The organism is Reichenbachiella carrageenanivorans (genome assembly GCF_025639805.1).
Classification (GTDB): Bacteria; Bacteroidota; Bacteroidia; order Cytophagales; family Cyclobacteriaceae; genus Reichenbachiella; species Reichenbachiella carrageenanivorans.
Window position 1 is genome coordinate 1,833,428 of sequence record NZ_CP106735.1, and the last position, 26,292, is coordinate 1,859,719.

Here is a 26,292-nt window from a genome sequence, read left to right on the forward strand (position 1 = left end):
GCCAATTCATTTAAATTGCTTTTTCATTAAACTAAAAACGAATAAAATGAATCACCTTAAAAACGTACTTTTTATAACCTTGGCGTTTGTGATGGCTTGTACGCCAAGCAAGGAAAAAAAGAGCTATACCCTAGAGGAAGTAGCTGCGGAGTCAAAAAAAGCCAACGATTTTTTTGAACGGTCATTTAATGAAGGCTTGGATCGAAGTCCTGAATTTCAAACGTATTTGGGGATCAAAACCCAACAAGGCGAATGGGATGATTACTCTGATGAAATAGCAAAGAAAGAGTTGGAGATCACCAAGCAAGAGCTGCAGTGGCTCATGGACTCTATTAATGTTGAAGCACTTGATCATAACACAAAAGTGAGTTACAACTTGTTCGTAGCTGGTGCGCAAGACGACATCGATGGATTCAAATATCGCTTTCACAATTACCCAGTCAATCAGATGTTTGGAATGCACTCAAGCAAACCTGCATTTTTGATCAACATGCATCAGATCACCAACAAGGAAGATGCGGAAGCCTATATCTCAAGGTTATCCAAATTCAATGTCATTTTTGATCAGTTGATCGTCAACCTAAAAATCAGAGAAGAAAAAGGGATCGTTCCTCCCAAATTTGTTTTTCCTCGGGTGATATCGGATTCAAAAAATCTATTGACGGGAGCACCATTCGAAGCGGGTGAGCCGAGCACCTTACTCGCAGATTTTACAGCCAAGGTAGAAAAAGTAGAAGACTTACCTGAGGAAGAAAAGGAAGGTTTAATTGCTCGTGCAAATGAAGCTCTACTGGGTGGTGTAAAACCTGCGTATGAATCGTTGATTTCATTTTTGACCGAGCAAGAAAAAAGAGCCACCACAGACGACGGCGCATGGAAGTTTCCTGACGGTGAGGCTTTTTTCAACTATGCATTAAAAAATACCACCACTACTGAATTGACTTCTAATGAAATCCACGAAATAGGACTGAAAGAAGTAGGTCGTATTCATGGTGAAATGAAAGACATCATGGCTGTTGTTGGTTTTGAAGGGGACTTGAAGGACTTTTTTGAGTTTTTAAAAACAGACGATCAATTTTATTATCCTAATACAGAAGAAGGGAAGCAAGATTATCTAGACAGCGCAACGGCGACTATCAACTACATGAAAGGCCGTCTCGACGAACTTTTCATAACTAAGCCAAAGGCAGAATTGGTAGTGAAACGAGTAGAGGCATTCCGAGAGAAATCTGCCGGCAGTGCTTTTTATCAGTCACCAGCACCAGATGGCAGCCGTCCAGGCACTTATTATGCTAACTTGGCCAATACTAGAGACATGGCCAAGTATGATATCGAGGCATTGGCTTATCATGAAGGTATACCAGGGCACCACATGCAGCTGTCGATCGCACAAGAACTAGACGGTTTACCTAAATTTAGAAAATTCGGACATTATACCGCTTATAGCGAAGGATGGGGACTGTATTGCGAGTTTATTCCTAAGGAAATGGGCTTGTACGAAAATCCTTATTCTAACTATGGAAGGTTGGCAGCGGAGCTTTGGAGAGCTTGCCGACTGGTAGTGGATACGGGCATTCATAGCAAAAAATGGACAAGAGAAGAGGGAATCGCTTATTATCAAGCCAATACATCGGCCAGTCCACGAGACTGTGAGCGTATGGTAGAGCGCCATATTGTGATGCCTTCTCAGGCTACGGCTTACAAAATAGGTATGTTGAAAATCTTAGAACTAAGAGAAGGTGCCAAAGCTAAGTTGGGAGATCAGTTCGACATTAGAGAGTTTCATGATGTGGTCTTGACCAGCGGAGCAGTGCCTTTGCATCTCCTAGAGACGATGGTCAATGATTGGGTAGCTTCGAAGAGCTAAGAAGGAAGCAATAATAATAAGAAAAGTCTCCTCTCAAGAGGAGACTTTTCTTATTCCCCTCCACGAAGGGGCTAGGGGTGCGTTTTACTTAATGCCAGGTAATCCCCAGCCTTTCTTTACCGCGAGTACTCTAATGGCCATAACTACTACTACGGCGATCCAGATAGTCAAGCTATCACTGAGCTGAGTGAAAGTGAGTGCATAGTACAGCCCGCCACCAGCGAGGCAAGCCGTAGCGTATATTTCACGTCGAAAGATCAGAGGCACGCGATTGGACAGTACATCGCGGAGTACGCCACCAAATACCGCTGAGACGGCTCCCATCATAATAGCAATGGCAGGAGATAGTCCAAAAGATAACGTCTTTTGGACTCCCAGTACGGCAAAAAGCCCAATTCCAATGGTGTCAAACAAAAACATGGTACGAGTCAGTTTGACAATCCATTTTTTAAACAAATAGCAAAAGGTCAAGGCTGCCATTACCGTATAGAGGTAATTAGGATCCAGCATCCAGCCCACGGGCTGACTGCCAATAAGTAGGTCACGCAAGGTGCCACCACCCAGTGCAGTGATGAAGGCAATCACGGCTGATCCGAAGGCATCCATTTTTTTTTCTGATGCAGTAAGCGCACCCGAAATGGCAAATACAAATGTGCCAATGATATTGAGGGTATAAATGAGGTCCATGGGGCGAAGATAGACTTAGTCGGTAAAAACATCGATAAATTGGAATGCCTCGCCATCAAAAAAACCAAGGTCGCTCATTTTGGCTTTGGGTATTACGAGTAAGGCCATGAATGAGAGCGTCATAAACGGTGAGTCGAGAGGAGAGCCTAGTGATTTGGCAAAAGCATCGATTTCGCTATAGACACTGGCCACCTCATAGCCGTCTTTTTCGGACATGATTCCTGCTACTGGGAGTTCTAGCAATTTTTCTTCTCCTTTCCCTACAGCAGATACGCCTCCTTTGGCGGCAATGATCAAATTCACTGCCTTCGCGATCGATTCATCGTCCACGCCTACCGCAATAATATTATGCGAATCGTGCCCTACCGACGAGGCTATCGCACCTTCTTTCAACCCAATATTTTTGATAAACCCTACAGCTGGAGCAGCTTCTTTGTAGCGATTGACTACGGTCACTTTGAGTATGTCTTCATTGGTATTGGTTTGGTTTTGAATAAGAGAGCTGTCGTACGATAATAGGTTTGTGATCAGCTGACCATCCAGTGCTTCCATTACCTGCACTTGGCCGCTTGCTATGTCTATCTTGAATTGCTCAGCAGTTTTGGGTTGGCAGTCAAAGTTGTTGATGATTTTATTTTCCACTTTAGAAATCAGCGTCTGCCCATTTTCAGCCACTAGTTCTCCGTTGATCCAGGTTTGTAATATTTGAAAATCGTTGAGATCGTTTACTACGATAAAATCTGCAGGGTCATTGGCTTGCAATAGTCCCACATTCATATGATAATGTTTGACCGGGTTGATACAGGCCGCCTGTAGGGTTTTGTACAAATCATTGCCTTTGTCCAAAGCTCTTTTTACCAGCAGGTTGATATGTCCTTCTACAAGATTGTCGGGGTGCTTGTCGTCAGAGCAAAACATGATTTTTTCGTGATGCCCATCAAGTAAGGGAATCAAAGCTTCAAAATTTTTGGCTGCGCTTCCTTCTCTGATCAGGATTTTCATGCCACAGGCTAGTTTGTCTTGCGCTTCTTCGATAGTAAAGCATTCGTGGTCTGTGCTGATGCCAGCAGCGGCGTAGGTTTTGGCTTGTTCACCTTTTACGCCTGGCGCATGGCCATCTACGGGTTTGTCTAGGGCTTTGGCTTTGGCGATTTTGGCGTATACGGTCTCGTCGTTGAAGAGTACACCAGGCCAGTTCATCATCTCTGCCAGGTAGTTGATTTCTGGCTTTTTGAGTAGGTACTCCACGTCGTCTACAGTGATTTCCGCGCCAGCGGTCTCAAAAGGAGTCGCAGGTACACATGACGGTGCTCCAAAATGAAATTTGAAATTGACCTGCTTGCCGTTGTCAATCATATATTCTACACCAGGTACTCCGAGCACATTGCCGATCTCATGTGGATCGGAGATGGTGCCGACAGTGCCATGCACTACGGCCAATCGTGCGAATTCGGAAGGTACCAGCATCGAACTTTCTACATGCACATGGGCATCCACAAAACCAGGTAAGAGGTATCTCTCGGGAGCTTGAGTCGTTTTTTCTATGCGTGTAATGTGGCCATTGGCGAAATGGATCACAGCTGGATAAATGTCTCGATTGGGGATGTCTATGTACTGACCTGAAATCTGTTTCATGTTTGAATTAGAATAAAGTAGAATGAAGTTAATGAGTTATTGGTAGATGCGTGCAATAATTCATTAAACCATTGAGCCAATAAAGCTCAGTTGTATATTTTTGCCGCTTACAACGAGCCGAAAAATCAATCGATAGATGAAAATCAAGTATCTGACCAAACAGGCCATATTAGCTTTTATTGATTCCGCCCTCCACGAAGACATCGGGGATGGGGATCATAGCACCTTGGCGGCTATACCAGAGGGCTTGCAGCAGGAAGCAAGACTGTTGATCAAAAGTGACGGTGTGGTAGCAGGGCTACAACTGGCAGAGTGGATTTTCAAGCGGTTTGATCCAGAGCTAGAGGTGACGCTACTCAAGCAAGATGGAGATGTGGTGTCCGAAGGTGAAGTAGGGCTGATAGTGAAAGGAAAGGCACGTTCGATTTTGTCGACCGAGCGATTGGTGCTCAACTGCATGCAGCGTATGAGTGGCATCGCTACTTATACACGTGAGCTTACGCAAATGATCAAGCACACGCATGCCCAGCTGCTAGATACTAGAAAGACAGGGCCTAATTTCAGGATTTGTGAAAAATGGGCGGTAAGTATCGGAGGGGGTGAGAATCACAGATTCGGCTTGTACGATATGGTGATGCTCAAAGACAACCATGTAGACTACGCTGGGGGAGTAAAAGCCGCTGTAGAACGAACCAAAAAGTATTTGGCTGACAACCAAAAAGACCTAAGAATAGAAGTCGAAACTCGAAACCTTGACGAGGTGCGAGATGCCGTAGAAGTAGGTGGTGTAGATGTAATCATGCTCGACAATATGTTGCCATCTGCCATGCGCGAAGCTATACAGTTGATAGGAGGTAGATGCAAGACTGAGGCTTCGGGAGGCATCACAGAAAAAAACATTAAAGAGATGGCGGAGACTGGTGTAGATTACCTATCTGTAGGAGCGCTCACCCACTCTTATACCAGTTTAGATATTAGTTTGAAAGCAATAAAGTAGTATAGGAATGAATGTAAAGACTAAGAAGTATCAAATGACCACAGGAACCTATGTAAAGTTGGCATTTGGTAATTTGATCAAAGACCAATGGTGGGTCATTTTGATATATTTGGCGATATGCGCAGGGTATGTATGGATACCAAGTCATTGGTGGGTTACTGGAGCGACGATCGCTTTGACCTTATATGTTTTGTTTTGGTTGATCCAATTTGCAGGAATCTCGCAGTTGGAACAAGGCAAATTTATGTTTGAAAAATTGAGCTATGAGATCAATAGTCAGCAGATTTTGATCAAACTCAATGCTAAGCAAGGCATGCCTATGAAATGGGACAGTATCAAAAGAGCTAAAGTAGGTAAGGATTATTTTCTCTTTACGATAAATAAGGCACAACATGTGCACTTGCCTTTTCGGATTTTTAATTCAAACAATGAGGTGAAATTCGTAGAGACGATCTTGAAAAGAAAAGGATTTATCAAGGAGTAGGTCTCGATAAATGCTAAGCTGAAAGCCATCGCAAAAAATTACTTCTGACGCTCTGTGGTAGCGACGCAGAGTGATTTTTTGCAATGGCTTTTTGTTTCAACTCTGGCGTTTCTATTATTTTTATCCTGATTGAAATCATTTCCTTTGGAAGAACAAAAAAAAACAAAACGTCACACGCCTAAAGAAGCCAAGCTTAAAGCGGCAAATTTTTGTGCTTATCAGGAGCGTTCGCAAAAAGAAGTCCGCAATAAGCTGTATGAATTGGGACTCTATCCCGATGAGGTGGAGGATGTCCTCACGGATCTGATCACAGACAACTTTGTGAACGAAGAACGGTTTGCGAAAGCTTATGTAGGAGGCAAGTTTCGAGTAAAAAAGTGGGGGAGAAAGAAAATCATGATTGGTCTGGCGCCACATAAGCTCTCCACTTACTGCATCAAAAAAGGAATGGCCGAAATCGAAGATGACGATTATATACAAACCTTAGAAGCACTCGTACAGAAAAAATCAGACGCTATACACGAACCAGATCTTTTCAAAAAAAGAAACAAAGTAGCCTCTTATGCCATGTACAAAGGTTTTGAATCTGATTTGGTCTGGGATGTGGTGAAACGGCTGATAGATTGAACTATTCCTATTTAGTTTGAGTTAGGACTGTATTTATTATCTTAACAAACCAAAAAAAGAAGCCTAGACTTAATGGAAATTAAACCAGCAGTTCATCGAATTTTTGACCAACTGACCTTCCTTCTCGAAAACCTAACCAATGAAGAATATAGCAAAATAGCAGAGGTACTCAGTTGCAGCTCTATTGGTCAGCATGTGCGACATTCTTTAGCATTTTTCACTTGTTTGTTTCAAGGCATTCCGTTGGGTGTGGTGAATTACGATGAGCGGGAGCGAGATGTTTTTTTGGAAAACAATACACTCGAAGCCCTTGGTTGCCTGAGCCAATTGAGCGAGCAGTTGGAAGGCCTGACAGACAATCCTGTTTTGGTATTAAAACAAAGCTATGACCAGACTTCGATAGAAGTAGCCACCAATCTGAGTCGTGAGTTGATCTACTGCATTGAGCATACGGTACATCACTTGGCACTTATCAAAATTGGTCTGAAAGAATTCAAGCCTGACTTGGTTTTACCTAAAGGTTTTGGAGTGGCATGCTCTACCATCAAATATCGTCAATCTCGGCAAGTGAGTGCTTAAGTCTTGATGAGAAAGATTACCGTAGCTCCCAAAGGTAAAACAAAGAACCTACAGGCGACTAAGTCCATTACTAGGAAGTTGAACAGAAGCGTCACTTGGGCAAAAATCACCCGTTGGGAGTTTTGGCCATTCTCAGTTTTCTACTTTCCGATTGCCTTTTATTGGGCTTGGCTTACGCTAAAAACCAGATCTTTATTTTTTTTCACAGCTTCTAATCCTACCATTGAGTTTGGAGGAATGTTGGGCGAATCCAAAGACAAAATTTTTGATTTGATTCCCGATCAATACCTACCCAAAACCTACAAATTAGACCCTGCTGTGGATCTAACAAGCTTTGGAGAGCGTATGCAACTAGAGGGGATAAATTATCCATTTATACTCAAACCAGATATAGGTCAGCGAGGTTGGATGGTAGCACTAATCCAAGATGAGGCGCAATTGGTAGATTATCTAGATTGTATAGAAGTTGATTTTTTGGTGCAAGAGTACGTGCCTTACACGGTAGAGTTGGGTGTGTTTTATTATAGGTATCCCAATTGCACACACGGTACGGTGAGTTCTGTTGTGATTAAAGAAATGCTGAGTGTGATAGGAGACGGCGAGCGGACGGTGGAAGCACTTATGACCGACGATGTACGCACTAAAATGCATCGAGCTACACTGCGACAGAAAAACCCAGATTTGCTTGCTTACAGGCCTGCACATGAGGAACATGTGGAGCTCAATACCATCGGCAATCACTGCTTGGGCACGACATTTTTGAATGGCAATTACCTTATCAATGAACAACTCAACAAGGTTTTTGACGAGGTGAGTCATCAGATCGAAGGATTTTATTTTGGACGTTATGATTTGCGTTGTCGATCGATGGAGGATTTGTATCAAGGCAAACATTTCAAAATAGTAGAGCTAAATGGTGCTGGCGCAGAACCAGCTCATATTTACCAGCCAGGTTTTTCTTTGATCAGAGCCTACAAAGACATTATTCATCACCTCAATGTATTGGCAGAGATTAGTCAGTTAAATTATCAAAAGGGGGTAGCTTATTATAGCTTTGCGGAAGGGATGAAAGAAATCATTAAGATCAGAAAATATAGTAAGCTAGAGAAAAAATAATGAGTTGGATGACCTTGTTTGTCGTGGCTTTTGTATTCAGTTTTATTGGTTCTATCCCTCCTGGTAGTATCAATATTTCTACTATGCAGTATGCGGTAGCTGGGCGTCAAAAGGCCGCTTATACATTTGCAGCTGCGGCCGCAGGTACCGAATATTTGTATGCAGCTATTGCTGTCAGGTTTCAACTATTATTGATAGAAAACGCACTGATTGCTGCGTATTTTCATATTGTTACAGGCACAGTACTGATCCTCCTTGGGGTGATCAATTTGCTAAAAAAGCCGATCATCGCAAAGCAGGGGCAAGTGGGAGAAAAAAGAAATGCCTTCCGAAAAGGCATGTTACTGAGCCTGACCAATCCGTTGTCAATCCCCTTTTGGCTCATGGTCACAGATTATTTACAAAGCATGGGTTGGGTAGCTCTTACCCACCAAAACTTCTGGGTTTATGTAGCAGGTGTATCCGTAGGTACTTTTTCTTTGCTCGTCATCGTGGTGCGGTTGGGTGCCAAATTCACCACCGTGCAAGGCAATACTTTTCTGATCTACAGAGTGCCTGGCCTCATCTTTATAGGAATGGGTCTTTGGAGCCTTGTCCATTAGTGGAGCGGGATTGTCTATCCAAAGTTGTGGCTAGTAATAGAAGAGTTGATTGTTAAAAAATTAAAGCAAGGAGTGAAACCAACAAATTCAAAGCCCCGATAGCTAGTAGGAAGGTCCCCCAGTGCTGCATTTTGATCCAGAAGAAAGTGTGGCGGGCTTTGAGCTCGATGCGTTCGCCAGTAGCTTCGTCCACCACGATTCTGCCTGGTCGATCATTCCATTTTTTACCCAAATGCCAATTGGCCCAGCCTGCTAGTAAGAAGGCGATCGGTAGCATATATATAGCTAATTGAGTGGAATTGAAAGAAGCAGAAACGATAGTCGAAATGACAATTAACAAAAGGGTAATGAGCGGTACGAGTATTCCGCGGCCAGACCATATGATCATTGTATGTGTTTTAAAAAAAGTCTTTACCTACTTCGATTTAGGGTGTCGTTCGGTCGATTCCCACCAAAAACGAAATTATAAAATTTCTTTTCTTTCTTGTAAGAAATACGCTAAATAGAACGACCTCAACGCCAAAGCGAGCACCAAAGGAATGAGCGCCAAATGAATCTGCTGAGGTAGCCATACTCCCACGAGGATCAGCAAAGCTTGTAAACCACCCAAGCTTAAAAAATAAATATGAAGCCAGTGAGGCTTAGATTTTTTCAATAAAAAGAAAAGGCCTATCAGATTGAGTGGCATGGCCCAGAGTAGGTTGTAATTGTACTTGGATAAGTGGTCTGTGCCAAACCAAAGGAAAAGCAAAAAGCAACCCAGAAGCCCAGTTACACCAAAGAGTAGCACATCAATGAAGCGGTAATTGGCATGGTATTTCAAACCCCTATGGGTGATCAGTCCGGTTACAAAAAACAAAATTACAAATAAGTGAATGGGCTTAAAGGCCGAATCGACGGGCTGTTCAGAACTGGTACTGATGGTGGTAGAAGCCGCTATGAGTGGTACGATGGTACTGTCGTTTTGTATGGTGGCGGTTTGCAGGGCCTCTTCCAGATAAAGCGGCATATATTGGTAGTGAAAGCCGTCGGCTGTTTGGTCTATTTCAGCACCCAGACAAATGTCGATACCCAAATCCCCCCAAGGCTGATGGTCTAGGTATTTGTCCATCAGGCCACGGTAGCTGAGTGAATCGCTGGCAAAACTGTAGTCATAGGTGACACGATCACCCAGTACAGTGGCCAATACGTCGCGCATACGCGTGGCACAATTGTCGTAGCAATAGTTGTAATAGTAGTTGGCGTTTTCTGGCTTGGCATTGTCGACCAAGAACTCAAAAATGCTTTGCTTGTCACCTTGGGTGATGTTGAGCACATGCTCGCGCCAGGTGCGATCTTCTCGGTAGTAGTACCGCTTGTAGCCCTCATATGAGCCCGTGCCTAGTTTGTAATAGAGTTTTCCTTTGGTGAAATTCAAATAAAAGTTGGGTTGATCAAAATCAAAAATGCCGTAGTTGAAAATCATGTCTATGCCATTGGTGGGGTCGCTGATGCGAAAGGCACTGTGCCCGAATGCTGAATACAGTTCTGCCTGTGTAGGGTCCAAAATCAGTACAATTACCTCTGCTTCGTCGGACAATTTCACACCAGTGGCATGGGTATGAGAGAGCCCTAAGAGCACTGCGAAGGCAAGCAAGATGGCAATCCTGAATTTTAATAGCATAATTTGGACAGTTTAATTTTGGAGTCAGGCACGGCTGGACTTACTTTGATTCAAAATTGACTAAAATACCTTAAGATCAAAATAAACAGCAGGTGCATTTTCACGACAGCTTCAACATACTGACCAAACTCTCGCCTGCCAAGGCATGGAATGCCACGAAGGTACTGTCGAGTTACTATCGGTCGAAGCATTTGGGGCACTTTGTCAACCCAGCTTTGCCGCTGAGTATGGCCTTTGAGCCTACTACTTCTTGTAATTTGCGCTGCCCAGAGTGCCCGAGTGGCTTACGATCATTTACCCGCCCTACTGGTATGTTAGATGTAAATTTTTTCAAAGAAAAAATAGAGGAAGTACAGTCTCACTTGGCGTACCTCACTTTCTATTTTCAAGGCGAACCGTATTTGCACCCTGGATTTTTAGACATGGTTACCTATGCTGTAAAACACGATATTTATACGGCTACCAGTACCAATGCTCATTATTTAGATCTTGAAAAAGCAGAAGCTACTGTCCGGTCGGGGCTGGATCGGCTGATTATTTCTATAGATGGCACGAGTCAGGACACATATCAGCAGTATCGTGTGGGAGGGCAGTTAGAAAAGGTATTAGAAGGCACTCGAAACATGGTGCATTGGAAGAAAAAACGCAAATCAAAGACACCTCATCTGATTTTCCAGTTTCTGGTAGTAGCACCCAATGAGCACCAGATTGAGGATGCTCGACGATTAGCCAAGGAGGTTGGTGTAGACGAGATCCAATTCAAGACAGCGCAGATTTATGACTTTGTAAATGGCTCTGACCTGATGCCAAAAAACGAAAAATACTCGAGGTATGTACAGCGAGAAAACGGGAAGTACAAACTGAAAAACCCGATGCATAATCAGTGCTGGAAAATGTGGCAGAGCTGTGTGGTTACTTGGGATGGTAGAGTCGTTCCTTGCTGTTTCGACAAAGACGCTAAGTATGTGATGGGCAACTGGAATGAACAATCTTTTAGTGACATCTGGTACAGTGCTCCTTACGAAAATTTCCGAAAAAGCATATTGACCTCTCGTGCGTCGATCGACATTTGTAAAAACTGCTCAGAAGGGCTCAATGTATCTTTGACTGATGGCTAAACCCGAATATTCACTTTATTTTTTGGCATTGATTCCAGATGGCGAGATTAAGGAGGAAGTGATGGCTTTCAAACGAGAAGTGGCTGCCAAGTTCAGTTCTAAAGGAGCGCTTCGTTCACCGCCACACATCACGTTGCACATGCCATTCAAGTGGCGAGCAGATAGAGAAGAAGAGTTGGTTAATAAACTGACGGAGTTTCGGTATGACGACTATCCTGTTAGGATCACACTAGAGGGGTTCGATTTTTTCGAGCCGAGGGTGGTCTTTGTGGATGTGGTCAAGTCAGAGCCATTGGTTCGACTGCAAAAGGAGCTGTCAGATTTTATGAGGAGAGCATTGAAGCTTTATAATGCGGACTACAAAGACCGAGGTTTTCACCCGCATATGACGATTGGGTTTAGGGATTTGAAAAAGGCGATTTTCCCAGAGGCAAAAGCTTACTTTCAAGATCAACTGTATCTGCGAAAATTTGAGATATCCGACATATGCTTACTCAAGCATAATGGCCAGAGATGGGAAGAGTGGAGGAGATTTTAAGGGAGACTTGGTGAAGGGAAAGCAAGTTGAAAGGTCATGCCGTTAGTCAAACACAATTGTCCCAGACCTTTCCTTGTTATTGAGTTTGAGACTTTTAGTGTCACCTACTTTTTTCATATGTATGATGTTGGTTTGGTCGTCAAAGATTTCCATGAGTATGGTGTTGGTCACGGTCAGCGATTTTAGTTTTTTTACACTGGAGATCACTTGGTAGCAATACATCACACCGTCATCTTTTTCGGACCCTAGGTATTGGGCGGTCACGGACTTGCCATCCACCTGATATGACGTCTTGGCGTTCAGGTATTTCCCGATGATTTCATCGAGCTGCTCTGGGGTGGTAGGATTCAGTACATCTACCTGTTCGCCAGTCCATTCGGTCAGTCCATTTTCTAGGTCATCCAAAAATATTCGATGAGAAATTTCCACCTGCTTACTCTTGGCATCGTATTCGATATTGGCTACCGACACATAAAAAGCATGGAGTGGCATACCGCTTATATAATTTATCAGCAATAGAAATAAATAGGTCATGATTTACTTGTTGTCCATATTAAGTTTACGGTAGTTAGACAGTATAAGAAAACAAAAATAAGTTATTCTTTACGGTGGCGTTGGTTTTTTGTTTGAGCGGTAGTTTTCAATCCTTATGTCAGATTTTCAGTTATATTTTTCTTTAGGTAGGGAGCATATTTTGGATGTGAACGGCTACGATCATATCTTATTTGTGATTGCACTGAGTGCGGTGTATTTGGCTACTGATTGGAAGAAGGTGCTTGTGCTTGTGACGGCGTTTACGATCGGTCATTCGGTCACGCTGGCCATGGTCGCTCTCGATGTTTTTAGGGTCAATTCTAGCGTGGTGGAATTTTTGATTCCAGTCACCATTTTCATCACTGCCGTCTGCAATATTTGGAAGAGGGATCAATACATCTCCACGGACAGAAGCCGGCTCAATTACTATTTTGCTTTGTTTTTTGGACTGATCCATGGGATGGGTTTTTCCAACTACCTCAAGGCTCTTTTAGGAAAAGAGACTTCGATTGTGACACAATTGTTTGCTTTCAATATTGGCTTGGAAGTAGGTCAGGTGATTATCGTAGTGGGATTTATGGGGCTAGGCTATTTGATGAATAAATACATAAATGTGTCTAGGCGAGACTGGATTTTGGCTATTTCTTCCGCAGTAGCGGGCGTGGCCATTACATTGATGATAGACACAAAATTTTGGTAATGATTAATCCAATTAGAATGAAAAGAAATTTGATATGGGTGCTCATCATGAGCCCAATGTTTGCATTTGCTCAAGGTGAATGGAATCAAAAGTTTGAGCAATTGGGCACTACACTACCCACTGCCAATAGCTATAGAAATGCTTCGGGTGCGCCAGGCGTAGATTATTGGCAGCAGCGTGCAGACTATACGATAGCTGCTGAGCTCAACGATGACAATCAGTCGTTGACTGGCCGTGAGACCGTCACGTACTATAACAATTCTCCAGATAACCTGACCTATCTATGGGTACAGCTAGATCAAAACATGAGAAGCAAGACGTCGGATACGCCATTGGTGGAAGGCAGCGAAATGAAAGAAGCCATGACGGGCAAACAAGTACTGAATATTTCTAGAGACTATGATTTTGATGGTGGTTTTAAAATATCAGAAGTGTCTGATGCTGCGGGCAAGCCTTTGAAGCATATGATCAATAAAACCATGATGAGAATAGATTTGCCTAAGTCATTGGCTAATGGAGAGCAGTTTGTATTTAACATTGCTTGGTCTTATAACGTGCAAGACAGGATGGAACTTGGTGGCCGATCAGGTTATGAGTTTTTTCCTAAGGATGGCAATTATCTATATACCATTGCACAGTGGTTTCCTCGCATGGCCGTATATGATGATGTAGAAGGCTGGCAAAACAAGCAGTTTTTAGGTAGAGGTGAGTTTGCATTAGAGTTTGGAGACTACAAAGTGCGCTTGACTGTGCCGTCTGATTTTGTGGTGGCTTCTACGGGCGAATTGCAAAATGCTGATCAGGTATTGACCAAGACACAAAAAGCACGTTTGGCTGAAGCCAAAAAGACATTTGATAAGCCAGTCATGATCGTGACTGAAGCGGAAGCTCGAAAAGCAGAAGCAACAAAGGCCAAAGGGACGAAAACTTGGGAGTATCATGCTGACGATGTGAGGGATTTTGCCTTTGCGGCATCAAGAAAATTCATCTGGGATGCGCAAGCCGTGCAGCTAGAAACTAAAACCCCAATGGCGATGTCTTATTATCCTAAAGAAGGTAATCCGCTATGGGAAGATGAATCTACTAAAGCCGTAGCTAACACGCTACGTACTTATTCTAAGCACACCATAGAGTATCCTTACCCAGTGGCTATTTCAGTGCATACCGCATCGATAGGTATGGAGTACCCGATGATTTGCTTCAATTATGGCAGACCCAACGAGGACGGGACTTTTACAGATGCCAAAAAATGGGGCATGATCGGAGTGATTATTCACGAAGTAGGGCACAACTTCTTTCCGATGATTATCAATTCAGACGAACGCCAGTGGACTTGGATGGATGAGGGGTTGAATACTTTTACACAATCGTTGACAGAAAAAGAATACTATCTAGAAAAGCCATTGAAAAGAGGAGAAGCCAAACTGATCGTAGATTATATGAAAGGCGATAAAGAAGGCATGAGACCTATCATGACAAACTCAGAGCAAATTTTACAATTTGGGAATAATGCCTACGGGAAGCCAGCAGCAGCTCTGAGTGTATTGAGAGAAACAGTGATGGGGCCTGAGCTTTTCGATTATGCTTTCAAAACCTATGCAGAGCGATGGGCATTTAAGCACCCTAGCCCTGCTGACTTTTTCCGTACGATGGAAGATGCCTCTGCGGTAGATTTGGATTGGTTTTGGAAAGGGTGGTTTTATACCACGGACCATGTAGATATTTCACTGTCTAAAGTGAAGTGGTACCGAATGGATATTCCTGAAAATGAAGTAGAGAATAAGAGCAAAAAGGCGAAGAAGTCCAAAATTTCTGCAGAAGAGGAAAATAAAAACTTGATGGACTTTGCAGATGAGGCGGAGGTGTTTACTTACAAGGGAGTGAATGAGGCCGCGGAATCGGCGAGAGCGAGTGAATTTCTTAATCAAGTCGATGATGCGGCGATCAAGAGTGCCAATGCCAATCGTAATTTCTATGAGTTGACTTTCGAAAACAAGGGTGGATTGGTGATGCCGATTATCATCGAGTGGACCTACGAAGACGGTACAGTAGAGACGGAATTTTTGCCAGCTGAAATCTGGAAGAAAAATGAAAACGTGGTAACTAAAGTTTTTGCAAAAGAAAAGAAGGTAACCAATATCGTGATCGATCCGAATGAGGAAACGGCCGATGTAGCTACAGCAAACAATGTATTTCCTCGCGTGGAGGACAATTCTCGATTTGACCAATTTCAGAAAGGAGCAGAATAATCAAGGTATTGAAAATTTAGGTTAGGTTTTGGGTCGCACTGAGGAGTGCGGCCTTTTTTTAAGTATAAGCCTATCTGAAAGCTAAAAGTAGGTCAGGGATTTAAATATAGATAAGAGAATTCTCTAGCGATGATCGTTTGTTTTTTGAAAAACGATTTTTAATCGAAGAAGAATTCTCTTATCATTTTAATGAGAGGTTCCTTTTAGAAACTGCTCTGATTTTAGCCGAAGGTTAGATATTCAAATTAATGAGATACGCTTAGGTTTTTGATTCTGACGATACCGTGAGAACCAGTGAAACTTGCGCCTTGCACAGATTGCAGATAGTTGCCCACTTTGAAGTAGTTGCCATCTGTACTCGTGTCCATCGATTGTGAGAATACTTGAGATCCATTCTTGTAGAGTCTGACCACTCCACCTGAATATTGGATTTTGAAAGTGTACTCAGTATCGAGAGCATACCCACTGATGGTTTTGCTGCCTCCTTGCACCTCTTCGGTAATGTACCCACTGATTTTGAGACTTACAGCCCCTGAGCTTTGGTCGCTAGATCCGATGAACTGAACTCTGATCAAATCATCTACTTCTACGCCATCGTCATTCTCGTCTGGACCATGAATTTGTGCAAAACATAGTACGCCTCCATTATTGTCAGCATCTTTAGGCAACTGATCTACTCGTACGGTAAATTCCATAGAGTGAGTGCCACTAGAGCCGTCCCAGCTAGCCAAGTTGCCATTGCTCATTTCGCGTAGCTCTACTCTTGGATTGCCTGAGTTTGCAGATCCACCCAATCCTCTGTAGCATTTGAAATAGGCCCAAGAACCATCTGTATAGAAGTAATTGCTATTTTCATATGTGCTGAAAGATTCATTGAGCGAACTCAATACATCGTCGTAATAGGTAGCCGAAGAACTAGGTGTAGCATCGAATCCATTGAGCTTCCAATTGCTAGAGGTAAGGCCAAGGACTTCGCCAGGCGTATCACCACCAGGAGTTCCTCCTCCTCCTCCGCCGCCAGAGGAAGACCCTACTTCAGTAAAGAACCATTTGAATTTGTCGCTACCATCCCAGCTTCGCTGCTCAATGTTGCCCCCGTTGGAGGTACTACCACCAGCTACTGCCATAGACTTGCCACTGTCTCGACTTTTTATTCTGTAATAGCCGTCACCTACGCTGATGATTTGCCATTGCTGATGAGTGGTGCCTTGGTAAGCCCATTGTTGTACGTTGGCTCCGTTGGCGTTGCTGCCGCCAGATACTTCTAGGGATTTACCACTATCCACGCCTTTTAGTCTTACATATCCGCCGCTAGTGTTTAGTACTTCAAACTGTCTGTGTGTGCCGCTGGCATTGCCCCATTGCTGGAGATTGGCTCCATTGGAGTTGCTCTTGTTATGGATGTCCATGTGTAGTCCACTCTTCTTGTTTTGGATATAATAGATTTTATTGGCTGTTGGAGTAGCCTTCTTGGGAGACTCAATAGCAGGTAGCTCTTCGTCTAATAGTTCTGCCTCTTCACAGCTCCATAGTAGTGCAGGAGAAAAGAGACCTAATACCATGACATAGGTCAGGTATTTTTGAATTGATTTATTAATGTTTAATCGCATAATTAGTTGGTTTTGTATTGTATATAGTTAAGTTATTTTGGTCAATCAATTCGGCTAAAATCAATAATTGGTAGTCCAATTATATGTTGACCAAAAATGAAGTTGCAAAATATTATGCTAAAATCAAACTCTTTTAACGTTATAAAGTGCTGATATTCAATGCGTAACAATTACGGTTATTGCCTTTTTTATACTTTTAAGGAAGTTGAAAAAAGGCTGTAGCACACAACGGTGTAAGAAATCGGAGCGGAATTATTGATTTAATTAAAGTTTAGGCTTTGTTAAAACCTTTTTTCTGAAAATGAAAAATTGAAGATTTATTCCTTAATAAAAGGAGGTGATTTTTTCAGTTGAGGGTGATTGTCGGGGAGTATTTTTTTTGGACTGTCGCATATTTTTTTAGCGCTTCGTGATAATTTTTTTGAAAAAAAATTATCACGAAATATTCCTGCCTCTTAGATCGACTTTTTTATTTAAAAATGAAAGGAAGATCGACTACTGTACCAAATCTAGTAGTTCTCCATAGTTGGGCACATCATTGTAGTGCCACTTGCCTTTTACTGTGCCGTCTTGGAGTAGCCATAGCCCAGGGTTGGAACGGGTGATGGTTTTGAGTACCGTGGCATCAGTGTAATAATATGGAATGGCTAGGTTCACCTTCTTTTGAAAGGTTTCGAAGGTGGTGCCATCCGAAGCGGTGAGTGCATACACTTCTATTTGATCGCCCAAGGCCTGAATCAGCGTATTGATGTCGGTGATACTAGTTTCGTTGGTTTTTGATACATCGTATAGGATCACAAACAGCTTGTTGCCTGTAAAAACTTCAGCAGTAAAATCCCCATCATCATTCCACACACCAAAATCCGTAATCTTAGGCGCTGCTTCTGGATTGAGATGATTCATGGCTACAAATTGATAGGATTTGTCTGTAGGGTAATTTTCAAATCGATATTCTTTTCCATCCTTTTCCATCACATATTCATAGACGAAGTCTTCAGAAGGTTTCATTTCTGTGGGTATATGGTTCCCCACTTTATACGCTCTAAAATCTATAAATGGTAAATGAGCTACAGCATAAAGTGCCAAGCCTAAAGACAATATAAGTGTAGCGCTTACTATAAAAAAACTTCGTTTTTCTGCCGATTTTGATTGGATATCGTGCTGGCTCAAATATAAAAACAGAATCATTGCCAGCAGTACAAGGTCTTTGATGAATGACTCCCATGGTGTCAGTTTGATAGCATCGCCAAAACAGCCACAGTCGGTCACGCTATTGGTAATCGCCGAAAATCCCGTGAGAGCTGTGAAAAACACAATAATGACAAGCAATGATTTTAAAGTCCAGTTTTGCTTGAAGTTGACCAAAAGTGCTACGCCTAGTACCACCTCGATTACTACCAAGAAAATAGAAATAGCCAATGAGAAAGGGACTAAATAATGGAAGAAGCCAGCGATATCTAGAGAGAAGATTTCGAAATATTCTTCCATTTTGATCGCCGTACCTACAGGGTCGTTTACTTTGATTAGGCCCGAGAAAATGAATAACCCTCCTACAAAAAATCTTACTGCGGTCAATACTAATTTCATATGCTAGTCTTTTGGATGTCTAAATTTAACGATGAAAACGTCAGGTGTTCATTTCTCGTTTCTCAATAACAATTTTTTAACAAATTTAGCTTTGACCAAAGCCCATTTTTATCAAGCAAAATACAGCGTAGTTGATCATGTCCTGATAGTTGGCATCTACACCTTCAGAGATTAGTGTTTGGCCTTGGTTGTCTTCTATCTGCTTGGTTCTCAATATTTTCATTAGAATAATGTCAGTCATAGAAGATATCCGCATGTCTCTCCATGCCTCGTCATAGTCGTGGTTTTTGTTGGCCAATAGTTCACGAGTATCATCAGTAATGGCCGTATACATCGGTTCTAGTTTTTCATAGGGGATTTCCATACCCTCGTCAGCACTCATTCGGATTTGCATGATGGCCATGATGCAGTAGTTGATGATCGCCACAAATTCTCCAGCGATATCTTCCTGTATTTTTTGCTCTCCCTTTTCTTGGATAGATCGAATTCTTTTGGCTTTAATGAAAATTTGATCAGTAAGTGAAGAAGCTCTCAAAATACGCCAAGCAGTACCGTAATCCTTAGTTTTCTTTTCAAAAATATCTTTACAAGCCTTTATAACTTCTTTATATTCGCCTACCGTTTTTTCTTCCACAATGTCGTCTGATTTTATTGAATTGAGCGGCTAAAATTAAGGTGTAAATAGCTGGCAACAAATTATTTCATGATATAATCCATGAGTGATACCGTTCAGGTATAGGTGCAAAACGGAGTGTCAAAGTTTAATACTCAATACGAGAATGAAAGAGTCAAAATTCATCAATATAAAAGGCAAACTCATGGCCCTGTCTTCACCAAAAGTAATGGGTATTGTAAATCTAACTGCTGATTCATTCTACGACGGAGGGAAGATCAAATCTGATCAAGACCTGCTGACCAAAGTGGAAGGAATGATGAGGGACGGGGTAGATATTTTAGATATAGGCGCCTACTCTAGTAGACCAGGGGCTACTGATATCCCGATGCGTGAGGAGTGGGATGCTGCCGTTTCTGGAATCGACCTGATATTGGATCGTTTTCCAGAGGCTATTATCTCCATAGATACTTTTCGAGCTACCGTAGCGAAGGGGGCCTTAGAGCATGGCGCTTGCATAGTCAACGACATTTCTGGTGGTAGTCTGGATCAGGGAATGTTCGACGTGATTGAGTCTACCAATGTGCCCTATATTATGATGCACATGAGAGGTAACCCTCAAACCATGGCCAATCTTACGGACTACGATCACTTGGTTTCAGATATTATTGATTATTTTAATGAAAAGGTTGCTGCACTAAGAAAAAGAGGAGTTAAAGACATAATTATTGATCCAGGTTTTGGTTTTGCAAAGACTAAAGAGCAGAATTTCGAGTTGTTAGATAAGTTGGAACTGCTTAATATGGTAGGTGTACCGATGCTGTGCGGAGTGTCGCGCAAGTCGATGATATCCAAAGAACTGGATGTATCGCCAGACGAAGCACTCAATGGCACTACTGCACTTAATATGGCCTGCCTAATGAAAGGGGCGAGTATGTTAAGAGTTCATGATGTAAAAGAGGCCAAAGAGACAATTCAATTGTTTGAAGCCATGACAAAAAGTAAAAAATGATATTAGGATTTCAAATAGGGTTTTTAGAAATCGGTTGGGTAGATGTTTTTGACATCCTGTTCGTCAGTTTCTTCTTGTATCATGTTTACAAACTGATGAAAGGTAGTGTAGCCATTAAGATTTTCTTGGGCTTTCTGTTTCTCTATTTGATCTACTTGGTGGTGAAAGCCGTAGATATGGAACTGCTCAGTATTATTTTGGGGCAGTTTATGGGCGTAGGAGTTATTGCGGTTATTGTTTTGTTTCAGCAAGAAATTAGAAAATTTTTGTTGCTTCTGGGCAAAACCACCGTATTCGAAGAGGGCAATATTTTGAAAAATGTCCAGCATTTTTTTCATGAAAAGTATGACAAAAACCACTTGGATGTATCGCCTATTATCGACGGAATCAAAAATATGGCGGGCTCAAACACAGGGGCACTGATTGTCTTTTCAAGAAGTTCAGAACTTAAGTTTTTTGCGGATTCAGGAGATAGGCTCGAAGCTAAAATATCCAAACGTCTCATCATGGCGATATTCAATAAGCATTCCCCGTTGCATGATGGAGCCATTATCATCAATAACAATCGGATAGTAGCAGCCAGGTGTATTTTGCCAGTTTCGGAGCGTGACGATATACCTGCGCAGTATGGTTTGAGACATCGAGCAGCTTTAGGGATGTCTGAGACTACAGACTCGTTGGTCGTGATTGTGTCTGAAGAGACTGGTCAGCTTACGGTAGCTCGTGGTGGTTCGTTTGAGCACAATCTCTCTACGCAGGAAGTACGTGCCCGAATCAACGAATACTTGAGCAACCTAGATGATACGAAGAACGAAAGCTTAATGACCAAGGCCATCAAGCCAGATCAAAAAGAGAAAATAAGTAAAAAAGACGCTAAAGAATCTTCTAAGCAAGAGCTGCCTGTCGACTAATCAAAATGTCAATTCTTAGTTTTAGGTTTTGAATAACAATTCCCTACTTTTGCCAAAATTTTAAGGTGTTATGATACAAAGAATTCAGTCTATATTTTTATTTCTAGTGGCAGCCAGTATGATTGGCATGCTATTTTTTCCTGTTTGGAATAAGCTAGATGGAGAAAAGAGCGAGTTGGTGGAATTGACCGCATTCAAATTCACCCACACCAAAAAAGACATTGAAACTGGCGAAATTGCTACGATTTCAGAAGGTCAGACTTTCTATATCGCTATCCTTGCCATTATGGCTGCTGGTTTGGCTCTGTATTCCATATCTAAGTTCAACAACCGATTGCTTCAAATGAAGTTAGGTGCACTCAATTCACTTTTTATGGGTGGAGTCATGGGATTGATCGTGTACCATGTCTATCAGGCAGAGGCGCTGATTGCCCCCACGCAGCAGGGCAACTACCTATTTGCTTTCTATTTAGGTGTATCCGCTTTACTCTTTAATTTACTTTCCAATAGATTCATTCGTAGAGATGAAAAACTGGTAAGGTCTGCAGATCGTATCCGATAATATTTCTTCTAGAAGCTTTCCCAAAGTTTTCAGGTCTTTGGGGAAAATAAAGACGCTATCCTGTCAAAAAATCTTAATCCGCTGACATCCTGTCACGGATTTCTTTTTTATACGGTTTGGAATGACGTTTGATAACAGCCCATCATCGGATCAATCCGTTCAAACTTTAATTCATTAAATAAAAATATATCATGCAAGAGAAAGGTAATATTTCGATTCATACCGAGAATATTTTCCCCATCATCAAGAAGTTTTTATACTCTGATCACGAAATATTCTTGAGAGAACTAGTGTCTAACGCAGTAGATGCTTCGCAGAAACTGAAACAACTGTCCGGTATGGGCGAATACAAAGGCGAGTTGGGCGAACTGAGAGTGGAGGTGAGTTTTGACGAAAAAGCGAAAACCATCACTATATCTGACAAGGGTATCGGGCTGACGGCTGATGAAATCAAAAAATATATCAATCAAATTGCATTTTCAGGAGCAACGGAGTTTGTAGAAAAATACAAAGACAAAGGCGACGAGCAGCAAATCATTGGTCATTTTGGGTTGGGTTTTTACTCTGCATTTATGGTGGCAGACAAAGTGGAAATCAATTCATTGTCTTATCAAGAAGGTGCTGAGTCAGCTAACTGGATTTGTGATGGTAGTACTGAATTTGAAATCAAACCAGGAGACAGAACTGAGCGTGGTACCGATATTATCCTGCACATCAACGAGGAGTCTGCAGAGTTTTTGAATCAAGCCAGGCTGCAAGGCATCTTGACGAAGTATTGCAAGTTTTTACCTGTAGAGATCAAATTTGGTGAGAAAGACGAAAGTGTAAAGGATGGTGAAGACAAAGATGGTAAGCCTCAATACAAGACTGTAAAGAAGGACAACATCATCAACAATCCTTCTCCTCTATGGACAAAGTCTCCTTCAGAGCTTAAAGATGAAGATTACTTGGCATTTTATAGAGAGTTGTACCCATTCTCAGAAGAGCCATTATTCTGGATTCATTTGAATGTAGATTACCCATTCAACCTTACAGGGGTACTTTATTTCCCTAAGGTAAAAAATGAATTAGAGCTGCAGAAAAATAAAATACAATTGTATTCACGCCAAGTGTTTATCACTGACGAAGTGAAAGATGTAGTGCCTGAATTTTTGATGCTGCTACATGGTGTGATAGACTCTCCAGACATTCCTCTCAATGTGTCTAGAAGCTTCTTGCAGGCCGACGGTGCAGTAAAGAAAATCAACACTTACATTACCAAAAAAGTGGCCGATAAATTGTCTGAGCTGTTCAAAAAAGACAGAAAAGTTTTTGAAGACAAGTGGGACAATATTGGTTTGTTTGTGAAGTACGGCATGCTCAGCGATGAGAAGTTTTACGACAAAGCCAAAGACTTTGCGTTGTTACAAAACACAGATGGAGAGTGCTTTACTTTCGATGAGTACAAAGAAAAAGTTTCAGTTCTTCAAAAAGACAAAGACGACAACTTAGTCTACTTGTATGCTACAGATCCAGCAAAGCAGCATGCATTCATCGAGTCTGTCAAAAACAAAACGTATGATGTGTTGAAGTTTGATGGGCCGTTGGATAGCCATTTCATTGGCACGCTAGAGCACAAATTGGAAAAGACGCAATTGAAACGTGTAGATGCAGAGACGGTAGACAAACTGATTGACAAAGATGAAAAGGTAGAATCTGTACTTTCAGACAAAGAAAAAGAAACTGCCAAGACGCTTTTCGAAAAGGCTATCGATGACAAAAACTCTACAGTAAATGTGGAATCGTTGGCGGCGGATGATATGCCAGTGATCGTGACCATGCCTGAGTTTATGCGTAGAATGAAGGATATGCAGAAGCAAGGAGGTGGCGGTATGATGATGATGGGCGATATGCCAGATCAGTATACCGTGGCAGTAAATGCCAACCACCCGTTGATTGCGAAGATATTGAAGACAGAAAACAATGAGCAACTGGCTCGTCAGGCATATGACCTAGCGCTCTTGTCGCAGGGCTTGCTAGAAGGAGCAGCTTTGACTAGTTTTATCAAGCGATCTGTAGCCATTAGTGCTGAGTAATTAGGAGATCATGAAATAATATGATAGCCGTGGGTGAAAACTCACGGCTATTTTTATTGCTAGCAATTCAATGTTTTTTATTTCCACGCATCTTTATAGCTTTGGATTTGGCAACGAATCAAAAAACACTTCGTACCATAATTATATGACGATGCACATCATTAAATATAGTCTATTCTTTTTACTGCTGACTCCCCTAACGGTGGTCGTAGGTCAAGACTATTCCGAAGACGATGCTTTTGAGACGCAATATGAAAAACCACTGACCGTGGATCTTGATGCTAAAGATCCAGAAGATGTCATTGAGATTAAAAAGAAGAAACCTAAGCGTAATGTGTTTTATGGTAAGAAAACGCGGAAAGGCTTTACTCGTCAGGGCTTTGGAGGTAATACAGTGACGGAACTATTTACAGTATTGAAGACCTATGAGGATCCTCTGCCATATGTAAGAGACGTGTATTGGTATGACTATAGAAAAAGAAAAATAATTAACTCTAGAAAAGTAGATAAGCCCAATGCGGGTATCCTACATGGTCCATACAAGAAGATGGTTGGAGATCAGGTAATCGAGGAAGGGATATTTTTTATGGGGACTAAGCATGGCCGGTGGTCATCTTGGAACAAATACAACATCCTACAATCCAAAGAAAAATACTACAAGGGCTGGCCCAAAGAGTCGCTCGTGGCTTATCACAACAAAGAGAAAAAGGAACTTGAAGAGATCATCCCAGTGCACTTTGGGGAGAAGGAAGGTAATTATTACGCGTTTCATAAAAGCGGAAACATAGCAGCTGTAGGAGAATATCACTTTGATCACAAAGTGGGGCTCTGGCGAGAATATTATGATATCAGAAATCGCAGAAAGCGAGAGGTCGTTTATTCAAAAGACCCATTCGATGATGAATTTAAGCCATACATTATTCGTGAGTGGGACAACCGAGGCAAGCTCATCTACGAGCGAAAAGAGTAAGCTTTTGCTAAAACCACTTGATTAAAAAATTGACAGCCCATTTTTTAAATCCACTGTAAGGGGGATAAAATAGCAGTGCATTGGTCAGGCCTATACGCTGATGGAGCACAGATTTTAGATTGGAAAACTCCATAAACCCAAACCGCCCGTGAGACTTGCCTATACCGCTATGATTTACCCCACCAAAAGGTAGGTTAGGGTGAGCATATTGTACCACCACATCGTTGATCACCATGGTGCCAGCTGAAGTAGCGCTGCCGATTCTTTTTTTCATGCGATTGCTTTTGGTGAAGAGATAGAGCGAGAGCGGCTTGTCATTTTGGTTAATATGGTCGATGACCTGATTCATATCATGATACACCTTCATAGGCATGATCGGCCCGAAAATCTCTTCTTGCCAGAGGCGGTTAGTTTCATCTATATTAGATAGTAAGGTGGGTTCGATGTATTTTTCTGCGGCGTTGTGATCGCCACCAAACTCCACCTTGGCTCCCGAATCTAAAGCTTCTTTTAGCATGTCTACCAGCCTATGGGCATGGCTTTCATTCACGAGTCGAGAGTAGTCATGAGTATGAGCCATTCCTTCACTTTTACTGTCAAACATTTGTGCTATATATTTTTTGGCAGACGCCACAAATGAGTCTTTTACCTTGTCGCTGATAAAAATATAATCTGGTGCGATACAGGTCTGACCGTTGTTGGTGAATCGGCCCCAAACGATTTTTTTAGCAGCATCGTCTGGATTGGCTGTTTCGTCTATGATTACGGGAGACTTTCCGCCAAGTTCTAAGGTGACAGAGCTGAGGTTTTTGGCCGCAGCTGCCATGATAATCTTGCCTACTTGCGTACTGCCAGTGAAAAAGATATGATCGAAGGGTAGCTCCAGTAGAGCGGATGTTTCGGGTATGCCTCCTTGTATCACTGTGACGAGGCTAGGCTCGAAAACGTCTTCTACCATTTCTTGGATGAGTTGGGAAGTGACGGGTGTGTGTTCGGATGGTTTGAGTATAGCTGTGTTGCCAGCGGCGATACATGACACCAGTGGGCTGCCTACTAGGTTGAATGGAAAATTCCAAGGGGCAATGATGAGACAAGCACCTTTAGGCTCGGGTTGTATTTTGGCAGAGGTGCCGAGATAAGTCATGCCAGGCGAAACCCGTTTGGGTCGTGCCCAGCTGTTTAAATGGCTTAGTGCATCGTTGATTTCTGTAGTGACCGTGAATATTTCGGTGATGTCCGTGTCTGTGTCTGATTTGCGCAGATCGGCATGCAGTGCGGCGCGAATTTTCTCCTTATTGTTTAGTATCCAGGTCTTCAAGGATTTTAGCCGTTTTCGGCGATGCTCTAGAGATTCGGTGCGTAGCTCTAAGCTCTTTTTTTTATGAAGATCAAAAATGGTTTGGAACTGATTTGCCATTTGGGGGTGTGTTTAATTCTGGTTGAGAAAGATAATGAAGACTAGCCAGATTTATTTCGGAATTGACTTTTGCCACTGATTTTAATAGGTAAAAAACGTATTTTTCACCTAAAACCCTTTCCATTATCCTAAAAGGCTG

At 42.2% G+C, this 26,292-nt stretch carries 25 protein-coding genes; 16 read left to right on the plus strand and 9 right to left on the minus strand.

From position 1 onward, the window contains the following. Positions 1-46: 46 nt before the first annotated feature. Positions 47-1,867: a DUF885 domain-containing protein gene (locus N7E81_RS07415; RefSeq protein WP_263052655.1), complete on the plus strand. Its 1,821-nt coding sequence runs from the start codon at positions 47-49 to the stop codon at positions 1,865-1,867. Positions 1,868-1,951: 84 nt separating this feature from the next. On the opposite strand, the gene N7E81_RS07420 is transcribed toward N7E81_RS07415, so the two are convergent. Continuing rightward, positions 1,952-2,554, minus strand: a complete 603-nt coding sequence (locus N7E81_RS07420) for a trimeric intracellular cation channel family protein (protein ID WP_263052656.1) — start codon at positions 2,552-2,554, stop codon at positions 1,952-1,954. Between the two features lie 15 nt (positions 2,555-2,569). Then, positions 2,570-4,189 carry an adenine deaminase gene (gene ade, locus N7E81_RS07425; RefSeq protein ID WP_263052657.1) on the minus strand — a complete coding sequence of 540 codons (1,620 nt, stop codon included), beginning with the start codon at positions 4,187-4,189 and terminating at the stop codon, positions 2,570-2,572. A gap of 136 nt (positions 4,190-4,325) precedes the next feature. Here ade and nadC point away from each other — a divergent pair, with 136 nt between their 5' ends. The 6 genes from nadC (at position 4,326) to N7E81_RS07455 (ending at position 8,594) form a co-directional block, all read left to right on the plus strand. Continuing rightward, positions 4,326-5,186, plus strand: coding sequence for a carboxylating nicotinate-nucleotide diphosphorylase (gene nadC / locus N7E81_RS07430; RefSeq protein WP_263052658.1), 861 nt, complete (start codon positions 4,326-4,328; stop codon positions 5,184-5,186). Between the two features lie 7 nt (positions 5,187-5,193). Next, positions 5,194-5,670, plus strand: a complete 477-nt coding sequence (locus N7E81_RS07435) for a YcxB family protein (RefSeq protein ID WP_263052659.1) — start codon at positions 5,194-5,196, stop codon at positions 5,668-5,670. Positions 5,671-5,814: 144 nt separating this feature from the next. Then, a complete protein-coding gene (locus N7E81_RS07440; RefSeq protein WP_263052660.1) occupies positions 5,815-6,297 on the plus strand; it encodes a regulatory protein RecX in 483 nt (160 codons plus the stop codon). Positions 6,298-6,369: 72 nt separating this feature from the next. Beyond that, positions 6,370-6,876 carry a hypothetical protein gene (locus N7E81_RS07445; protein WP_263052661.1) on the plus strand — a complete coding sequence of 169 codons (507 nt, stop codon included), beginning with the start codon at positions 6,370-6,372 and terminating at the stop codon, positions 6,874-6,876. A 6-nt stretch (positions 6,877-6,882) separates the two neighbouring features. Continuing rightward, positions 6,883-7,992, plus strand: coding sequence for an ATP-grasp domain-containing protein (locus tag N7E81_RS07450; protein WP_263052662.1), 1,110 nt, complete (start codon positions 6,883-6,885; stop codon positions 7,990-7,992). Then, on the plus strand, positions 7,992-8,594 hold the full coding sequence (locus tag N7E81_RS07455) for a LysE family translocator (RefSeq protein WP_263052663.1): 603 nt from the start codon (positions 7,992-7,994) through the stop codon (positions 8,592-8,594). The genes N7E81_RS07450 and N7E81_RS07455 overlap by 1 nt, the downstream gene beginning before the upstream one ends. 52 nt (positions 8,595-8,646) lie before the next feature. Here N7E81_RS07455 and N7E81_RS07460 read toward each other — a convergent pair whose 3' ends face one another. Together N7E81_RS07460 and N7E81_RS07465 are read right to left on the minus strand one after the other, a co-directional pair. Then, a complete protein-coding gene (locus N7E81_RS07460) occupies positions 8,647-8,982 on the minus strand; it encodes a hypothetical protein (protein WP_263052664.1) in 336 nt (111 codons plus the stop codon). Positions 8,983-9,057: 75 nt separating this feature from the next. Continuing rightward, positions 9,058-10,257 (minus strand): DUF4105 domain-containing protein, encoded by a 1,200-nt coding sequence (locus N7E81_RS07465; RefSeq protein ID WP_263052665.1) that lies wholly within the window; start codon positions 10,255-10,257, stop codon positions 9,058-9,060. Positions 10,258-10,349: 92 nt separating this feature from the next. Here N7E81_RS07465 and N7E81_RS07470 point away from each other — a divergent pair, with 92 nt between their 5' ends. Both N7E81_RS07470 and N7E81_RS07475 read left to right on the plus strand, forming a co-directional pair. After that, the gene (locus N7E81_RS07470) at positions 10,350-11,375 is read left to right on the plus strand and encodes a radical SAM/SPASM domain-containing protein (protein ID WP_263052666.1); all 1,026 of its coding nucleotides are present in this window, start codon (positions 10,350-10,352) and stop codon (positions 11,373-11,375) included. Further along, positions 11,368-11,913, plus strand: coding sequence for a 2'-5' RNA ligase family protein (locus tag N7E81_RS07475; RefSeq protein ID WP_263052667.1), 546 nt, complete (start codon positions 11,368-11,370; stop codon positions 11,911-11,913). Before N7E81_RS07470 ends, N7E81_RS07475 begins: the two co-directional genes overlap by 8 nt. Before the next feature lie 42 nt (positions 11,914-11,955). On the opposite strand, the gene N7E81_RS07480 is transcribed toward N7E81_RS07475, so the two are convergent. Further along, positions 11,956-12,447, minus strand: a complete 492-nt coding sequence (locus N7E81_RS07480; RefSeq protein ID WP_263052668.1) for a DUF6702 family protein — start codon at positions 12,445-12,447, stop codon at positions 11,956-11,958. Between the two features lie 115 nt (positions 12,448-12,562). On the opposite strand from N7E81_RS07480, the gene N7E81_RS07485 reads away from it, so the two are divergent. Then, entirely contained in the window at positions 12,563-13,147 is a 585-nt protein-coding gene (locus N7E81_RS07485; protein WP_263052669.1) for a HupE/UreJ family protein, read from the plus strand. A 17-nt stretch (positions 13,148-13,164) separates the two neighbouring features. Continuing rightward, positions 13,165-15,396: a M1 family metallopeptidase gene (locus tag N7E81_RS07490; protein ID WP_263052670.1), complete on the plus strand. Its 2,232-nt coding sequence runs from the start codon at positions 13,165-13,167 to the stop codon at positions 15,394-15,396. 245 nt (positions 15,397-15,641) lie between these two features. Here N7E81_RS07490 and N7E81_RS07495 read toward each other — a convergent pair whose 3' ends face one another. The 3 genes from N7E81_RS07495 to N7E81_RS07505 all read right to left on the minus strand — a co-directional run bounded on the left by N7E81_RS07495 (position 15,642) and on the right by N7E81_RS07505 (position 19,227). Then, positions 15,642-17,006: an RICIN domain-containing protein gene (locus N7E81_RS07495; RefSeq protein ID WP_263052671.1), complete on the minus strand. Its 1,365-nt coding sequence runs from the start codon at positions 17,004-17,006 to the stop codon at positions 15,642-15,644. 495 nt (positions 17,007-17,501) lie between these two features. After that, complete coding sequence (locus N7E81_RS07500; RefSeq protein ID WP_263052672.1) at positions 17,502-18,593, minus strand: BT_3928 family protein; 1,092 nt, start codon at positions 18,591-18,593, stop codon at positions 17,502-17,504. Positions 18,594-18,678: 85 nt separating this feature from the next. Further along, positions 18,679-19,227 (minus strand): DUF1599 domain-containing protein, encoded by a 549-nt coding sequence (locus N7E81_RS07505; protein WP_263052673.1) that lies wholly within the window; start codon positions 19,225-19,227, stop codon positions 18,679-18,681. Between the two features lie 145 nt (positions 19,228-19,372). Between N7E81_RS07505 and folP the strand changes: the two genes are divergently transcribed. The 5 genes from folP (at position 19,373) to N7E81_RS07530 (ending at position 24,736) form a co-directional block, all read left to right on the plus strand. After that, the gene (gene folP / locus N7E81_RS07510; protein ID WP_263052674.1) at positions 19,373-20,218 is read left to right on the plus strand and encodes a dihydropteroate synthase; all 846 of its coding nucleotides are present in this window, start codon (positions 19,373-19,375) and stop codon (positions 20,216-20,218) included. Next, complete coding sequence (cdaA, locus tag N7E81_RS07515; protein WP_263052675.1) at positions 20,215-21,129, plus strand: diadenylate cyclase CdaA; 915 nt, start codon at positions 20,215-20,217, stop codon at positions 21,127-21,129. The genes folP and cdaA overlap by 4 nt, the downstream gene beginning before the upstream one ends. Before the next feature lie 70 nt (positions 21,130-21,199). Beyond that, complete coding sequence (locus tag N7E81_RS07520) at positions 21,200-21,691, plus strand: DUF4293 domain-containing protein (protein ID WP_263052676.1); 492 nt, start codon at positions 21,200-21,202, stop codon at positions 21,689-21,691. Between the two features lie 191 nt (positions 21,692-21,882). Continuing rightward, entirely contained in the window at positions 21,883-23,766 is a 1,884-nt protein-coding gene (htpG, locus tag N7E81_RS07525; protein ID WP_263052677.1) for a molecular chaperone HtpG, read from the plus strand. Positions 23,767-23,917: 151 nt separating this feature from the next. After that, positions 23,918-24,736 carry a toxin-antitoxin system YwqK family antitoxin gene (locus N7E81_RS07530; protein WP_263052678.1) on the plus strand — a complete coding sequence of 273 codons (819 nt, stop codon included), beginning with the start codon at positions 23,918-23,920 and terminating at the stop codon, positions 24,734-24,736. Positions 24,737-24,743: 7 nt separating this feature from the next. On the opposite strand, the gene N7E81_RS07535 is transcribed toward N7E81_RS07530, so the two are convergent. Then, a complete protein-coding gene (locus N7E81_RS07535) occupies positions 24,744-26,153 on the minus strand; it encodes an aldehyde dehydrogenase family protein (protein WP_263052679.1) in 1,410 nt (469 codons plus the stop codon). Between the last annotated feature and the right edge of the window lie 139 nt (positions 26,154-26,292).

Excerpts from the sequence above, each read along its gene's own strand:
- N7E81_RS07415 (WP_263052655.1), top strand. The coding sequence starts at position 47 with ATGAATCACCTTAAAAACGTACTTTTTATAACCTTGGCGTTTGTGATG.
- N7E81_RS07420 (WP_263052656.1), bottom strand. The coding sequence starts at position 2,554 with ATGGACCTCATTTATACCCTCAATATCATTGGCACATTTGTATTTGCC.
- ade (WP_263052657.1), bottom strand. The coding sequence starts at position 4,189 with ATGAAACAGATTTCAGGTCAGTACATAGACATCCCCAATCGAGACATT.
- nadC (WP_263052658.1), top strand. The coding sequence starts at position 4,326 with ATGAAAATCAAGTATCTGACCAAACAGGCCATATTAGCTTTTATTGAT.
- N7E81_RS07435 (WP_263052659.1), top strand. The coding sequence starts at position 5,194 with ATGAATGTAAAGACTAAGAAGTATCAAATGACCACAGGAACCTATGTA.
- N7E81_RS07445 (WP_263052661.1), top strand. The coding sequence starts at position 6,370 with ATGGAAATTAAACCAGCAGTTCATCGAATTTTTGACCAACTGACCTTC.
- N7E81_RS07450 (WP_263052662.1), top strand. The coding sequence starts at position 6,883 with ATGAGAAAGATTACCGTAGCTCCCAAAGGTAAAACAAAGAACCTACAG.
- N7E81_RS07455 (WP_263052663.1), top strand. The coding sequence starts at position 7,992 with ATGAGTTGGATGACCTTGTTTGTCGTGGCTTTTGTATTCAGTTTTATT.
- N7E81_RS07460 (WP_263052664.1), bottom strand. The coding sequence starts at position 8,982 with ATGATCATATGGTCTGGCCGCGGAATACTCGTACCGCTCATTACCCTT.
- N7E81_RS07465 (WP_263052665.1), bottom strand. The coding sequence starts at position 10,257 with ATGCTATTAAAATTCAGGATTGCCATCTTGCTTGCCTTCGCAGTGCTC.
- N7E81_RS07475 (WP_263052667.1), top strand. The coding sequence starts at position 11,368 with ATGGCTAAACCCGAATATTCACTTTATTTTTTGGCATTGATTCCAGAT.
- N7E81_RS07480 (WP_263052668.1), bottom strand. The coding sequence starts at position 12,447 with ATGACCTATTTATTTCTATTGCTGATAAATTATATAAGCGGTATGCCA.
- N7E81_RS07485 (WP_263052669.1), top strand. The coding sequence starts at position 12,563 with ATGTCAGATTTTCAGTTATATTTTTCTTTAGGTAGGGAGCATATTTTG.
- N7E81_RS07490 (WP_263052670.1), top strand. The coding sequence starts at position 13,165 with ATGAAAAGAAATTTGATATGGGTGCTCATCATGAGCCCAATGTTTGCA.
- N7E81_RS07495 (WP_263052671.1), bottom strand. The coding sequence starts at position 17,006 with ATGCGATTAAACATTAATAAATCAATTCAAAAATACCTGACCTATGTC.
- N7E81_RS07500 (WP_263052672.1), bottom strand. The coding sequence starts at position 18,593 with ATGAAATTAGTATTGACCGCAGTAAGATTTTTTGTAGGAGGGTTATTC.
- folP (WP_263052674.1), top strand. The coding sequence starts at position 19,373 with ATGAAAGAGTCAAAATTCATCAATATAAAAGGCAAACTCATGGCCCTG.
- cdaA (WP_263052675.1), top strand. The coding sequence starts at position 20,215 with ATGATATTAGGATTTCAAATAGGGTTTTTAGAAATCGGTTGGGTAGAT.
- N7E81_RS07520 (WP_263052676.1), top strand. The coding sequence starts at position 21,200 with ATGATACAAAGAATTCAGTCTATATTTTTATTTCTAGTGGCAGCCAGT.
- htpG (WP_263052677.1), top strand. The coding sequence starts at position 21,883 with ATGCAAGAGAAAGGTAATATTTCGATTCATACCGAGAATATTTTCCCC.
- N7E81_RS07530 (WP_263052678.1), top strand. The coding sequence starts at position 23,918 with ATGCACATCATTAAATATAGTCTATTCTTTTTACTGCTGACTCCCCTA.
- N7E81_RS07535 (WP_263052679.1), bottom strand. The coding sequence starts at position 26,153 with ATGGCAAATCAGTTCCAAACCATTTTTGATCTTCATAAAAAAAAGAGC.